Annotated in this window: 12 protein-coding genes and 1 pseudogene; 4 read left to right on the plus strand and 9 right to left on the minus strand. The window is 59.9% G+C overall.

All coding sequences use genetic code 11. The features are described from left to right. Positions 1–156: 156 nt before the first annotated feature. From adk to ACQ4MM_RS08460, 6 genes and pseudogenes are all read right to left on the minus strand, one after another. Positions 157–814 (minus strand): annotated as a pseudogene (gene adk / locus ACQ4MM_RS08435) (adenylate kinase). A gap of 78 nt (positions 815–892) precedes the next feature. Next, positions 893–1,651, minus strand: coding sequence for a 3-deoxy-manno-octulosonate cytidylyltransferase (kdsB, locus tag ACQ4MM_RS08440; protein ID WP_431476950.1), 759 nt, complete (start codon positions 1,649–1,651; stop codon positions 893–895). Positions 1,652–1,654: 3 nt separating this feature from the next. Further along, positions 1,655–1,831, minus strand: a complete 177-nt coding sequence (locus ACQ4MM_RS08445) for a Trm112 family protein (protein WP_426341977.1) — start codon at positions 1,829–1,831, stop codon at positions 1,655–1,657. After that, positions 1,812–2,891 carry a tetraacyldisaccharide 4'-kinase gene (lpxK, locus tag ACQ4MM_RS08450; protein ID WP_431476951.1) on the minus strand — a complete coding sequence of 360 codons (1,080 nt, stop codon included), beginning with the start codon at positions 2,889–2,891 and terminating at the stop codon, positions 1,812–1,814. Before lpxK ends, ACQ4MM_RS08445 begins: the two co-directional genes overlap by 20 nt. Next, complete coding sequence (locus ACQ4MM_RS08455; RefSeq protein WP_090441411.1) at positions 2,891–3,310, minus strand: ExbD/TolR family protein; 420 nt, start codon at positions 3,308–3,310, stop codon at positions 2,891–2,893. Before ACQ4MM_RS08455 ends, lpxK begins: the two co-directional genes overlap by 1 nt. Positions 3,311–3,331: 21 nt before the next feature. Beyond that, complete coding sequence (locus ACQ4MM_RS08460; RefSeq protein WP_431476952.1) at positions 3,332–3,937, minus strand: MotA/TolQ/ExbB proton channel family protein; 606 nt, start codon at positions 3,935–3,937, stop codon at positions 3,332–3,334. A gap of 906 nt (positions 3,938–4,843) precedes the next feature. Here ACQ4MM_RS08460 and xseA point away from each other — a divergent pair. Together xseA and sodB are read left to right on the plus strand one after the other, a co-directional pair. After that, complete coding sequence (gene xseA, locus ACQ4MM_RS08465) at positions 4,844–6,187, plus strand: exodeoxyribonuclease VII large subunit (RefSeq protein WP_431476953.1); 1,344 nt, start codon at positions 4,844–4,846, stop codon at positions 6,185–6,187. A gap of 67 nt (positions 6,188–6,254) precedes the next feature. Beyond that, complete coding sequence (gene sodB, locus ACQ4MM_RS08470) at positions 6,255–6,833, plus strand: superoxide dismutase [Fe] (protein ID WP_090441166.1); 579 nt, start codon at positions 6,255–6,257, stop codon at positions 6,831–6,833. Between the two features lie 222 nt (positions 6,834–7,055). Here sodB and ACQ4MM_RS08475 read toward each other — a convergent pair whose 3' ends face one another. Continuing rightward, positions 7,056–8,081, minus strand: coding sequence for a zinc-dependent alcohol dehydrogenase family protein (locus tag ACQ4MM_RS08475; RefSeq protein ID WP_431476954.1), 1,026 nt, complete (start codon positions 8,079–8,081; stop codon positions 7,056–7,058). A gap of 106 nt (positions 8,082–8,187) precedes the next feature. On the opposite strand from ACQ4MM_RS08475, the gene ACQ4MM_RS08480 reads away from it, so the two are divergent. Continuing rightward, complete coding sequence (locus tag ACQ4MM_RS08480; RefSeq protein WP_431476955.1) at positions 8,188–9,156, plus strand: LysR family transcriptional regulator; 969 nt, start codon at positions 8,188–8,190, stop codon at positions 9,154–9,156. A gap of 78 nt (positions 9,157–9,234) precedes the next feature. Here ACQ4MM_RS08480 and ACQ4MM_RS08485 read toward each other — a convergent pair whose 3' ends face one another. Continuing rightward, complete coding sequence (locus ACQ4MM_RS08485) at positions 9,235–12,084, minus strand: TonB-dependent receptor (RefSeq protein WP_431476956.1); 2,850 nt, start codon at positions 12,082–12,084, stop codon at positions 9,235–9,237. Between the two features lie 192 nt (positions 12,085–12,276). Beyond that, on the minus strand, positions 12,277–12,591 hold the full coding sequence (locus tag ACQ4MM_RS08490) for a hypothetical protein (protein ID WP_431476957.1): 315 nt from the start codon (positions 12,589–12,591) through the stop codon (positions 12,277–12,279). Between the two features lie 297 nt (positions 12,592–12,888). Here ACQ4MM_RS08490 and ACQ4MM_RS08495 point away from each other — a divergent pair, with 297 nt between their 5' ends. Then, on the plus strand, positions 12,889–13,386 hold the full coding sequence (locus tag ACQ4MM_RS08495; protein ID WP_431476958.1) for a MarR family winged helix-turn-helix transcriptional regulator: 498 nt from the start codon (positions 12,889–12,891) through the stop codon (positions 13,384–13,386). Positions 13,387–13,409 lie beyond the last annotated feature (23 nt).

A 13,409-nucleotide genomic window follows, 5' to 3' on the forward strand; every position in this document is an offset into this window, starting at 1 on the left:
ATTGCCCCCTAACGTTATTAGAATCAAAAGCTACAAAACGAACTCGGTACGACCGAACTACGTACTGCAAAACTTTGACACTTCACGGCCAGGGGGCCGCGTGGCAGGCGCGCACGCCCGCAATAAAAAAGCGGGCCAGGAGCCCGCTTCGTGTGATTAGCTGTTCAGCGCCGCGAATGCACGGTCGCGGATCTCGTCGACTGGACCAACGCCTTCGATCTTGCGGTACTTCGGCGCACCAGGCTGGCCCGATTTGGCCCACTCGCCGTAGTAGCCAAGCAGCACTTCGGTCTGGTTGTGATAGACGTCCAGGCGTTTCTTGACGGTTTCTTCCTTGTCGTCGTCGCGTTGCACCAGGTCTTCACCGGTGACATCGTCCTTGCCTTCGACTTTAGGGGGATTGAATTTGACGTGGTACACGCGGGCCCGAAGCCGGGTGGCTGCGGCGGCCGCTCATGCGTTCGACGATCTGGTCGTCCGGCACGGCGATTTCGAGCACGTAGTCGATCTTGACGCCCGCGTCCTTCATCGCGTCGGCTTGCGCAGTGGTGCGAGGGAAGCCGTCAAACAGATAGCCATTGGCGCAATCCGCTGCCTTCAGGCGGTCTTTCACCAGGCCGATGATGATGTCGTCCGAAACCAGTTGGCCAGCGTCCATCACTTTTTTAGCTGCCAGGCCCATTTCAGTACCTTCCTTGATCGCCGCACGCAGCATGTCGCCGGTGGAAATCTGAGGAATGTTGTACTTTTCCTTGATGAAGTTGGCCTGGGTGCCCTTACCGGCTCCTGGTGCTCCTAACAGAATGAGACGCATGAATGTTCCTAAACGATTTAATAATAATTTTTGATGATGCCTTAGCCACCTTGCTAGAAACTTACCACAAAAGTTGGCTTAACCGCCACTTTTGTAGAGAGCTTGCACACGCGCCAGGTCTTCCGGCGTATCCACCCCGGCCGCCGGGGCGGAATCGGTCACGTGCACGGCGATGGGATGGCCATGCCAGAGGACGCGTAGCTGCTCCAGGGCTTCGATCCCCTCCAGCGGCGACACTTCCAGCGCCGGGTAGGCTTGCAGGAAGTCGTTTCGATAGGCGTACAGGCCGATATGGCGCAGCGGGACATAGCCAGCCGGCAGCGCCGATTTGTCCTTGGCGAAGGCATCGCGGTGCCACGGGATGGTGGCACGGCTGAAATACAGTGCGCGGCCCTGCTTGTCCAGCACCACCTTCACCACGTTCGGGTTGAAGGCGTCGGCCGCATCATGCAGCGGGTGGGCGCAGGTGGACATCGGCACATCGGCACCGATGCGGGCGGCGGCAGCTTGCAGCAGTTGCGGGTCGATCAGGGGCTCATCGCCCTGCAGGTTGACCACCACGGCGTCCATCGGCAGGTTCATGGCGCGCGCCACTTCGGCGATGCGGTCGGTGCCGGACGGGTGGTCGGCGCGGGTCATGAAGGCTTCGATGCCGTGCTGCTCGCAGGCTTCTTTGATGGAGCTGTGGTCGGTGGCCACCACGATGCGGGCGGCGCCGGCTTCTTTCGCACGTTCGGCCACGCGCACCACCATCGGCTTGCCGCCCAGGTCGGCCAGGGGCTTGTTGGGCAGGCGGGTCGAGGCCAGGCGGGCCGGGATGATGACGATAAAGGACACCGCTTACTCCGCGGTGTCTGGCAGGGAGCGCGCTTCGTCGGCCCACATGATCGGGATGCCGTCGCGGATCGGGTATGCCAGGCGATCGCCTTTGCAAATCATTTCCTGGGCTTTTTTGTCGTACTCCAGAGGGCCCTTGCACACAGGGCAGACCAGGATATCAAGCAGGCGTGCGTCCACGTAGTTTCTCCACAATTTGATCGGCCAGCGCCGCTTCGATACGGGCGCTGACTGGAACGACCCAGATTCTTGGATCGTTGCGTAGTTCTTCAATTTGCCAGCATTTTACTGCATCCTTCTCCGTCACCAGAATAAAGTCGGCCTCGATATTGGCGAAAGGACGGTCTTTAAAGTCGTGATGGTCGGGCAGCGGCAGCTCTTGCGGCTTGAGTCCCGCGGCGCGCAGCATGCCAAAGAAGCGGGCGGGATTGCCGATGCCTGCAGCAGCGGCCACGCGCAGCCCGGCGCCCTGCCCGGCACGGTGCGCAAGCTCGGCCAGCGTCATGCTCTGGCTGCGCTCGGCCAGGCGCTCCGCAACGTCGCCGGCCAGGCGCATCTGCCAGGCAGCAGCCGGTGCGCCGCCGCGCATGGCGCCGGCCGGGGCGACGGCGGCGCACAGCGCTGGCGTCAGTTCAGGCGCGTTGACCACGGTGAAATCGCGTTTGCGGGACGGCGTTTCGCGCAGTGGACCGGCAGGCAAAGTCCAGCCGTTGCCCACGCCCCGGCCGTCGAACAGCACGATTTCGACGTCGCGCGCCAAGGCGTAATGCTGCAAGCCGTCGTCGGTGACGATTACGTTCACTTCCGGGTGGGCCGCCAGCAGCGCCCGGCCCGCCGCCGCGCGCGCACGGCCGACAAACACCGGGCAGCCGGTGCGGGCGGCAATCAGTACTGGCTCATCGCCTACTTCTGCAGGCGTCGATGCTGCGCTGACTTCGCGCGGCGCAGCATCCTTGGCGCCAAACCCGCGCGAAACAACGCCCGGTCGGAAACCAGCTGCGCGCAGCGCTTCCACCAGCCAGATGGTCAGCGGCGTCTTGCCGGTGCCGCCAATGAAAATATTGCCCACGACGACGACAGGTACCGGCAGGCGCTCGGCGTGCGAAACGCCGGCCGCAAACAAACCGCGGCGAACGGCAGCCAGTCCCCGGAACAGCAAGGACAGCGGCCAGAGCGCGCATGCCAGCGCGCCCCGCCGCAACCATTCGCGCGAGAACGTCGTCTCGAGGGAAGAGGCCATTACTTGGCCTGGGCGGTCTGTGCCTCGAAGGTCACACGCTCGAAGCCAGCCACACGCGCCGCTTCCATCACGTTGATCACCATCTGGTGCATCGCGAACTGGTCGGCGTTGATCTTGACGATCGGGTTGGCGCCCTTGGCAGCGGCCTTCATCTGCTCGGACAGGCCGGCCACATCGTGGAACGCCACCGGTTCGCCGTTGATGGTGTAGTTGCCCTTGGCATCCACCGTCACGTTCAGGTCATTCGGCTGCTCCACCGTCTTCTCCGCATCGGCGGTCGGCAAGGTGATTTTCAGCTCGGTGAACTTGCTGTAGGTGGTGGTGATCATCAGGAAGATCAGGATCACCAGCAGCACGTCGATAAACGGGATCAGGTTGATCTCGGGATCTTCGCGCTTCTGGCCGCGGCGGAAATTCATCGCCATAAACTGATCCCTCGCTTACTTGCGGGTGTTGTGGACCACGTCCACGAACTTGACCGCCTGCTGCTCCATGTCGATCACGAAGGAGTCAACCAGGGCGCGGAAGTGGCGGTAGAACACCAGGGTCGGCATGGCGATCGCCAGGCCGAAACCGGTGTTGTACAGCGCCACCGAAATACCGTGCGCCAGTTGCGCAGGGTTGGCACCGGCCGAATTCTGCGAGCCGAAGATCTCGATCATGCCGACCACGGTACCGAACAGGCCCATCAACGGCGCCAGGGTAGCGATGGTGCCGAGGGTGGTCAGGAAGCGCTCGAGCTGGTGCGCCACGGCGCCGCCAGCCTCTTCGATCGACTCCTTCATCACGTCACGCGGAGCGTTAACATTACGCAACGCTGCCGAAAGAACAACACCCAGTTGGGACGATTGTTCCAGCTTGTTGATGATGTCGTTGTTGATGTTTCCGCTGCGATAGACGCGTACGACCTCGTCCAGCAGTGTCTTCGGAATGATGCGCGAACGGCGCAGGTACATCAGGCGTTCGACGATCAGCGCAAGGGCAACGATGGAAGCGATCAGCAGAGGCCAGATTGGCCAGCCGGCGGCTTGGAAAATTGCGAGCAAGACATACTCCTAAGAAAGAAAAGCTAAACGCGCAATGTAGCGTGTCGAGAGCTATCAGGCAAGTGTGTGCATTCTTCACATTTTCTGTGGACAACATTGTTGGCAATCCTACTATTTCGCGTTAACTCTATGATTTGATTATGATTTTTTCTAATGCAAATATTTTCATCAGCACTGGAAGGAACAGTTCTGCACATATTCTGTGGACAAAATTGTGGGGAATAGCGGCTTTTATATGCTAAGCCTTTGATAGCAAAGCGAATTATTCTCAAGCACAAAAAATGCGCATTGCCGACTTTCCGCTGTTTCGCCACCTGTGCACTTCTTCACATATTCTGTTGATAAGATTGTTAGCAAGGCTATGCTTGAGGGGTGAAGTGCTTGATCCATAAGGACTTTCTTGCCATGCGTAAAAATTTCGCAGCGCAATGTCCACAATGGTTCCTGACCCCGAAGTGGACATTTTTGCCGCTTCTACACAAATTCTGTGGACAAAAGTGTGAGCAAGGCACCGGGAGCTGGCGCAAGTCCTTGATCTGCAACGACAATCGATCGGCGCTCATTTTTTGGGCAGCGCTTTTCCCCACAGCTTCTGTGGATAAAATTGTTAGCAAGGGGCCGATTGGAGTGCCAAGTCATTGATTTCTAAAATGAAAGTTACCCTGCAAACATTTTCATCACGCAAGTTTTGAGCGCGAAAAGTTCCTCACACATTCTGTGGATATCTTTGTGCGTAACAGCGGTTCGCTAGTGCAAAGTCCTTGATCTATAAGGAAATTCGCAAAATGCCCGCTTATGTAGCATCGGCGTTTACCCTTAATAATCAAATGTTTACAAAAAATACTTGCGAGATGAAGTGATATATGACATAAGCATGACCGCTTTCAAAAAGTGTGGACAGGTCAAATGATCAACAGCCCCGAACCCAACCAGGTTATTTCAGTCAGTGCACTCAACCAGGCCGTCGCACGCCTGTTGGAGCGCTCTTTCCCCTTGCAGTGGATATCTGGGGAAATCTCGAATTTCACTCGAGCAAGCTCGGGCCATTGGTACTTCACCTTGAAAGATGACGCGGCCCAGGTGCGCGCCGTCATGTTCCGTGGCCGCGCCCAGTACGCCGGTTTCGTGCCGCGCGAAGGCGACAAGGTCGAGGTGCGGGCCTTGGTGACCCTGTACGGGCCGCGCGGCGATTACCAGATCAATGTGGAAGCGATCCGCCGCGCCGGGGTGGGTTCCCTGTTCGAAGCCTTCCAGCGCCTGAAGGAACGCCTGGCCGCGGCCGGCTTGTTCGAGACCGAACGCAAGCGCGCCCTGCCTCTGTTCCCGCGCACCATCGGCATCGTCACAAGCCCGCAGGCGGCGGCCCTGCGCGACGTGCTGATCGCCCTGCGCCGCCGGGCGCCGCACGTCAACGTGGTGCTCTACCCTACCCTGGTGCAGGGCCAGCAGGCCGGCGCCCAGATCGCCGCTGCCATCGACACCGCCTCGCGCCGCGCCGAATGCGATGTGCTGCTGGTCGTGCGTGGCGGCGGCAGTATGGAAGACCTGTGGTGCTTCAATGAAGAAGTGGTCGCTTACGCCGTGGCCAACTGCCATATGCCGGTGGTGTCGGGCGTTGGCCACGAGACCGACTTCACCATCTGCGACTTTGCCGCCGACGTGCGCGCCGCGACCCCGACCGCCGCCGCCGAACTGGCCGCGACACCGCGCGCCGACTGGCTTGGCTCCTTGCGCGCCGACGCCACCGACCTGCGCCGCGCCATGCGCCGCGCCGTCAGCGACGCCAGCCAGAGCCTGGACAACCTGCAGCGCCGCCTGCTCAGCCCAACAGCGCGCATCGCGCAGCAGCGCATGCAGCTGCAAAGCCTGTCCACCGCCATGATGCACGCCACCCGCAACCCGCTGCAGCAAGCCCGCTTCACGGTCGACCGGCTGGCCGGCCGCCTGGCCGCGCGCAAGCCCGATGCCAGCAAGGCACGGGCGGCGATGGAAGCCCTGCAACACCGGGCCGCTGCCAGCATGCGCGCGCAACTGGGACAGCGGCGCGACGCCTTGCACGCGCTGTCGGCGCAGCTCGAATTACTGAATCCCCAGCGCACGCTGGAACGCGGCTACGCCATCGTCACCGATGCCGCCGGAGCCGTAATGCGCGACCCGGCGCATATCAAGCCGGGACAATCGCTGGGCGTCCGCCTGGCCGAGGGCAGCGCCGAAATCGGCGTAGCCACCGTGCAGCCAACGCTGACCTAGCGTTCGTATTACAATAGTCGCCGTTTCGGCAAAAATAACTTTTCGTCTCAATCAAAAGGAAACATTCATGGAACATACCCTGCCACCACTGCCGTATGCAATGGACGCGCTGCAGCCGCACATCTCCAAGGAAACCCTGGAATTCCACTACGGTAAGCATCACCAGGCTTATGTCACCAACCTGAACAACCTGATCAAGGGCACCGAGTTCGAAAACCTGTCCCTGGAAGAGATCGTGAAGAAGTCTTCCGGCGGCGTGTTCAACAACGCAGCCCAGGTTTGGAACCACACCTTCTACTGGAACTGCATGGCTCCTAACGCCGGCGGCGCGCCTACCGGTGCCGTGGCTGACGCCATCAATGCCAAGTTCGGTTCCTTCGACAACTTCAAGGCTGAATTCACCAAGTCCTGCGTCGGCAACTTCGGTTCCGGCTGGACCTGGCTGGTGAAGAAGGCCGACGGCTCCGTCGAGATCGTCAACACCTCCAACGCCGCTACCCCGCTGACCGGCGCAGACAAGCCTCTGCTGACCTGCGACGTGTGGGAACACGCTTACTACGTCGACTACCGCAACGCCCGTCCTAAGTACGTAGAGATCTTCTGGAACCTGGTGAACTGGAACTTCGTGGCCCAGAACTTCGCCTAATCGCGGTTCTGCGCCAACACAAAAAGCTCGCACATCGCGAGCTTTTTTATTTTCAGAAATTCGGGAAATTCGGTGCCAGGTCTGTCAATTGTACAGCTAGCGCTCTCATTTGATATTTCTCAATACGCAAATTCCACGGAAATTGCGTATTGAGATTTGTCAAAGAAACCGCTCGCGTGTCCGAATGACAGACCTGGCACCGAATTTTGGCACCGAATTGGATCAATAGCGCGGCTTGACGCTGATCACGACCTTGCCGAAGTGGTTGCCGGAGGCCAGGTGCTGGTAGGCTTCGCGCGCTTGGTGGATGTCGAACACGCGGTCTACCACGGGTTTGATGTTGCGCTGGGAGACCAGGCGCGACAAGTCTTCCTGCATCTTGCGGCTGCCCACATAGATGCCGCTCATGCTCTTGCCGCCGATGACGATGCCCAGCAACTGCAGGCTGGTTTCGAAGCCGCCACCAAGGCCGCCGATCACCGCCACCTTGCCGCCCATGCTGACCGATGCAATCGAGCGCGCCACTGTGTCCTGGCCACCCACTTCCAGCACCAGGTCGACGCCCGCGCCATTGGTGGCGCGCAGCACTTCTTCCTGCCACTCGGGCGTCTTGCGGTAGTTGATTAACACGTCGGCGCCCAGCGAGCGCGCACGTTCCAGCTTGGTGTCGCTGGACGAGGTGACGATTGCGCGCACGCCTGCCGCCTTGGCCAGCTGCAGCGCCCATACCGACACGCCGCCAGTCCCCAACAACAGCACTGTGTCGCCGGCTTTCAGGCCGCCTTCGACGAACAGCGCATTCCAGGCGGTGACGCCGGCGCAAGTCAGCGTGGCTGCTTCTTCGTAGCTCAGGTGCTGCGGCACCTCAACCAGGCCGCCTTGGTGGATCACCAGTTCTTCGGCCAGCACGCCGTTGCCGCCGGCGCCCAGCGTGGCAGCCGTTTTGACCGGCGTGACCTTGCCCTCTTCCCACTCAGGGAAGAAAGTGCTCGCCACACGGTCGCCGACGCGGAAGCGCTCCACTCCTGGGCCGACTTCAATCACCTCGCCCGCCGCATCGGAGCCCGGTACCACAGCACCTTCGCCACTGGTCGGGTAACTGCCCTGCGCCACCATCAGGTCGCGATAGTTCAGCGAGACGGCATGTACTTTGACGCGCACTTCATGGTGCTGCAGTTCGCGCTTGGGCAGTTTGACGGCTTCCAGGCTTTCGATACCGGCGCCAGGCGTGATTTGGTAAGCATGCATTTGGATTTCCTCACAAGTTGTGGTTAAGTGAGAAGAACTATATAGTTTCCCCATGATCCACAGTGGTGGAGTTTTTTCGACAAATTGTCGACCAAATGGAAACAATATGAATGAACGCCTGAATGGCATCAATGTCTTTGTCCAGGCCGTGGAAGCCGGCAGCTTTTCCGCTGCCGCCACCCGCCTGCACCAGACCCGTTCCGCCGTGGCCAAGTCCATCGCGCGGCTGGAAGAAAGGCTGGGAGTGCGCCTGTTCCACCGCACCACGCGCAGCCAGAACCTGACCGAAGCCGGCCAGTCTTATTACGAGCGTTGCGTGCGCGCGCTGGCCGAGCTGGATGCGGGCGAGGCCTGCATCGGTACCGGCCGCAGTGAACCGACCGGGCGCCTGCGTATCAGCGTGCCGGTGCTGTTCGGGCGCCAGTTCGTGGCGCCGCTGATGATGGACCTGGCCCAGCGCTACCCGCAACTGACCATCGACATCTCATTCAATGACCGGGTGGTGGACCTGGTCGATGAAGGTTTCGACCTTGGCCTGCGTGTCGGCCCGCTACCGAACAGCAGCACGCTGGCCGCCCGCCACCTTGGCCAGCAGCGCATGCTGATCTGCGCCGCGCCCTCTTACCTGCAGGCGCACGGCGAGCCGAAGAATCTACTGGAGGTGACCGGGCACGCCGGCATCCTGTACTCGCGCGGCCGCGTGGTGAAGGAGTGGACGGTGTCCGCGCCGGATGGCCGCACGCAAGACCTGCTGCCGCAGCAGCGCATGGTGCTGGATGATTTGCAGGTGATTGCCGAAGCGTCGGCGCGCGGCATGGGCCTGGCCTGGCTGCCCTGCTGGCTGATCGCTCCGTATGTGAAACGGGGCGAATTGAAAGTGCTGTTCGATTGCGGGGAGATGGAAGCCTCACGGATGCACCTGGTGTGGCCCCATACTCCCTACATGCCCGCCAAGCTGCGTGTCGCGATCGATACGCTGCTGGAGGTTACGCCGATTTACCTGGCGAGTGCGGAGCAAAACCCCGCACTGCCTCACGGGCGCCAGCGCAAGACGGCCGCTACCGATAGGCACTAGGGGAATGAAATCGGGCGTTGCGGTTGTGAACCGAGCAACGCCCTGCCTGGCTGGCGTGGCTTTCTTGCCCCTCGGGCTTTACATCTTCCAGTGGAGTCCAGCCGAGACCGAACGTCCGGTCTGGACCGTACCGAAATTGCTCACCTGCGCGTTACCGGCATTGCCGAAGTGGTAGTACTGCTGCTGCATTTCGTTCGTCAAGTTGACGCCACTGATATCGAACGACATGCTGTCGTTGATTTTGTAAGAGATTTGGAAGTCCACACTCTTTTCCGGGTGACGCCAGATACCGATCGGATTTGCAAACAAGGCGGCTTCATTGCTGGCCAGGAAGCCGGAGCGCCAGACATAAGACAAGCGCGCGCTGACCGGGCCCTTTTCGTAAGCCAGTGTGGCGTTGTAGGAGCTCTTGGACACGCCGAAGAATGGTGTCTCGAGCTGGGCGACGATGACGCCGGCATCATTGGCGTCGGGCACGTTCTGCGACGAGCTTATTCGCGTATAGCTGCCCTGGAATCCCAGGCCGTCCAGCAAGCTCGGCAGCCCCTTCGGGAAGTAGATCAAGCCCAGCTCAGCGCCCTTGATCGTGCCGTTGGAGGCGTTGACCGGCGAGTTGATCACGTAGTCATATCCGTTCGTATGGTCGCCGCCCGAGGTCGAGTTGCGGAACGGGTCGTTTGCCGGATCGACGTGAACCTTGTGGCGCAAGTTCACGACCAGGCCGTCGATCTTGCGCTTGAACACAGTGCCGTAAAGTGCGCTGTCCTTCTGGAAATACCATTCGGCTGTCAGATCGAGATTCTTGGAGCGCGTCGGTTTCAAGTCCGGATTGCCGCCGCTGCCCGAGCCATAACCCACCTTCGAAACGTCGTCGCCGAGTTGCAGGACAGGATTCAGATCGCCGAAGTTCGGGCGGCGCAGGGTTTCACCATAATTGGAGCGCAGCACGACGTCCTTGGATGCGTCGTAAATCAGGGTCATGCTGGGCAGGAACTTGCTGGTCGATTTGCTGGCACTGGACGACGTGACCGCCTTGGTGGTGGCATCAACCTTATAGAAAGTCATGTCGGTATCGACCTTGACGTAGCGCACGCCGAAATTGCCGCGCAGGCGATGGCCGAACAGCTCGTTTTGGGTATTCCCCATCAGGAACAGGTTGCTCGTCTTTTCATCGACCTCAAACGTCTTCTGCAGGCGCAGTTTGTCGGTCGTCTGGAAGTTCGCATCGGCCGAGTTAAGGAGCTTGCGCCAGTCGTCGATATGGTTGCGGATGTAGTAGGCATTCGGCTCTACCCATGAACGCGGAACGTCCGAGATGTCCGTGCCGAAGTTCGAGTTGGTGGAGGAATACTCCGGACCCAGCGCGGCGAGGTTGCGGTTCAAGGTGCCCGACTGCGTCCGGTTAGCCTCCGACGCCTTGCGGTCGTCAAAGCGCACGCCGAAGTGGATCGTCTCCAGCGCACCCCAGTTGGCATCGTAGACGCCCGTCAGGTTGGCCGTCGCGGCGCTGCCCTTATTACGGTTGGCGTTATCGAAGAACTGCGCAACATTCCACTTGGCCGGGTCGGCCAGGTCGGCATCGTTATTGAAATGGAACGCCGTGTTGTTGCCGCCGGCATTGAAGTCGACGTCGATAGACGGTGCAACGCGGTCAATCCGGGTGGCTGTGAATTCCGAGTGATAGCTGCTGGATTGGTACGACAGATCACCTTCCAGCCTCAGGCGGTCGCCAAGGTCCCACTTGCCGTTCAGGGCATAAACACGGGAATCGGTTGCCGACGTGGTGTAGTCGCCGCTATTGAAGCCATAGACGTTATTCACGTGACGGCTCTTGATGACGTTCGTTCCCGGGAATGTCGTGATCGTCCCCGCAGGGTTGCTGCCGAGATCCCCCCACCAGTCAACGAAGCTGAACAGCAGCCGGTTGAAGGACTTGTCGCGATAACCGTTGTACATCGATTCGAAGGTGTAGACCGAATCACTGTTCGGTTTCCACTGCAAGGCGATATTGGCGGCGGGACGCTTGCGTTCCCCCTGCACATCGCTCTGGAAAACGGCGTCGCGCGCCAGGTAATATGGATAGGCTTTGCCGTTGAAATCCAGCGTCGAACCCTCTGCCATCGGCAAGCCTGCATGGGTGCCAGGTGTCCAGATTTTGTTGTCGAAGATGCGCTGCAAGGGCGTGTAACCTGGGGGAACTTCGGCGGCATTGGGGCTGGTAAACGGCACCATGGCGCCCGGCGTCACGCTTTCATTTCGGTATTTCGTCTTGGTAGCTGCCAGGTTGACCAGGGCACCGAATTCGCCGATGCCGGTTTGCCAGCGGTTGCTTAGCATGGCGCTGAGCTGCGGGTTCGCCTTTTTCGCCGGATCGAGATAGGTTTCACGCGCTGAAAGCGAAACTTTCGGCCCCTTGAAATCGAACGGCCGCAGCGACTTGACGTCAACCTGGCCTGCAATGCCGGTTTCCAGCTGGCTGGCGTCGCGCGTCTTGTAGACGTCAATCTGGCGAACCAGGGTCGAAGGAATGTCCTGCAGCGCGACCTGCGTGCCGGACGCGGTAAAAATCGTGCGGCCGTTCCAGCTGGTCAGGAGGTCGGGCAGGCCACGGATGGACAAGGTGCCGACTTCGCCGCCGGCGCGGTTGGTAACCTGGATCCCGGTCACGCGCTGCAGCGCTTCGACGACATTGTTATCGGGCAGCTTGCCGATGTCTTCGGCCACGATCGATTCCACGACCTGGTCGTTGGTGCGCTTGATCGCCAAGCTCTTGATCAGCGATGCCTTGACGCCCGTGACGACCACGGTCGAGCTGTCAGTCGGCTCCGCCTTTTCCGCGGCCTCTTGCGCCCACACCGAAGCGCTGCTCAGCAGGCCAGTGGCCAGCATGCAGGCGACGGTGGTTTTCAAATTTAACTGGTGCTGCATTTGTGGTCTCCCTGATTGGTTTTTGTTGAAACCGAATGTAGGGGAACTACCGCAATGCAATCCAATTAATTCTTTTCCGACTTCAATACCGCTTTTGATATCGAGCAGGCTGGCGCCCTAGGGGAAAGCGCGCTCGTACGTGCGCCCCGGCAACGGCGTCCGGGACGTGCTGTAGCCTTACCGCAACAGCATTTAACTGCCGCGTTCGACGTCGTCGTGTTCCTTGCGCTTGGCGTCGGGCATCGATTCGACGTGGTCGACGTCGATATCGCCGCCATCCGGCGCTGGCGTATCGCGTCCAACGCTGGCGCGTTCGCCGGTGCCCTGGGCATCGGAATCGCTGTCGAGTTCGGTGTCGCCGGGCCCTGGTGGGCGCGCGCCTTGCAGGTCACTGCCGGAGTCGGACGAGTCGCTGGGGCCGAGCGCCCCGGTGCCATGGCCCTTGTTGACTTCGCGGTCAGGCTGGGCTGGCATATTGTCGGGGTCGAGGGTACTGGTTCCTGACATGGTGTCCTCCTGTTTCCATTAATTTAACGAATTCGGGCTGCGGACGGCGCAGTGTTGGAAGATGCCAACACTGTGTTACATAAGCAATAAACCTGAAACATCTTCGGTTGTATGGCATTTGTACCAAATTTCCCCTTTAAGTATAAGGTTTTACCAAGATGTAGCTTTCAAAAAGGACGGAACTTGTCCCTACTTGGAGCTTACGTTTGGGGTTTGATACAGATCAAAAAGGCATTTACCTTAGGTCAACACTAGTACAATTCAGGCTTGAACAAATTGCACAGGAGTGCCCGCAGAATGAGTAGTTTTGACGCAACAAATAAGCGCCTGAAAAATATTCATACTCGCATCCCGGAATTCCCGGAAGAGCTGGTACGCCTGCTGCGCATGACCTATCACGTCCAGAAACGCATGAAGGATCTGGCGAACTCGGTGCTGCGCAAGTATGACCTGGTCGATGCCAGCTATATGGTGCTGGCGGTGCTGTATGGATCGGAGAATGAGACGTCGACCGCTTCCAACCTGGGCGAAGCCTGCATGGAAAAGCCGGCCAACCTGACCCGGGTCTGCAACGACCTGGAGGCGCAAGGCCTGATTACCCGCGGCAACCGCCCGGGCGACCGCCGTTGCGTGATGATCACCCTGACTGACGCCGGCCGCAACCTGATCGAACAGGTGATGCCGGAAGTCTGGACGCGCACCACCCGCGCCTACGACGGCTACAACATCGACGATATCCGCGTGCAGGAGCAGCTCTTCAAGCGCCAGCTTGCCAACCTCGACGTTACTGCTTAAAAAAAGCCCGCTACTGCGGGCTT

The organism is Massilia eburnea, from assembly GCF_050709955.1.
Taxonomy (GTDB): domain Bacteria; phylum Pseudomonadota; class Gammaproteobacteria; order Burkholderiales; family Burkholderiaceae_D; genus Rugamonas; species Rugamonas eburnea_A.

Excerpts from the sequence above, each read along its gene's own strand:
- ACQ4MM_RS08455 (WP_090441411.1), bottom strand. The coding sequence starts at position 3,310 with ATGAATTTCCGCCGCGGCCAGAAGCGCGAAGATCCCGAGATCAACCTG.
- ACQ4MM_RS08495 (WP_431476958.1), top strand. The coding sequence starts at position 12,889 with ATGAGTAGTTTTGACGCAACAAATAAGCGCCTGAAAAATATTCATACT.
- ACQ4MM_RS08490 (WP_431476957.1), bottom strand. The coding sequence starts at position 12,591 with ATGTCAGGAACCAGTACCCTCGACCCCGACAATATGCCAGCCCAGCCT.
- ACQ4MM_RS08475 (WP_431476954.1), bottom strand. The coding sequence starts at position 8,081 with ATGCATGCTTACCAAATCACGCCTGGCGCCGGTATCGAAAGCCTGGAA.
- lpxK (WP_431476951.1), bottom strand. The coding sequence starts at position 2,891 with ATGGCCTCTTCCCTCGAGACGACGTTCTCGCGCGAATGGTTGCGGCGG.
- ACQ4MM_RS08480 (WP_431476955.1), top strand. The coding sequence starts at position 8,188 with ATGAATGAACGCCTGAATGGCATCAATGTCTTTGTCCAGGCCGTGGAA.
- xseA (WP_431476953.1), top strand. The coding sequence starts at position 4,844 with ATGATCAACAGCCCCGAACCCAACCAGGTTATTTCAGTCAGTGCACTC.
- ACQ4MM_RS08485 (WP_431476956.1), bottom strand. The coding sequence starts at position 12,084 with ATGCAGCACCAGTTAAATTTGAAAACCACCGTCGCCTGCATGCTGGCC.
- sodB (WP_090441166.1), top strand. The coding sequence starts at position 6,255 with ATGGAACATACCCTGCCACCACTGCCGTATGCAATGGACGCGCTGCAG.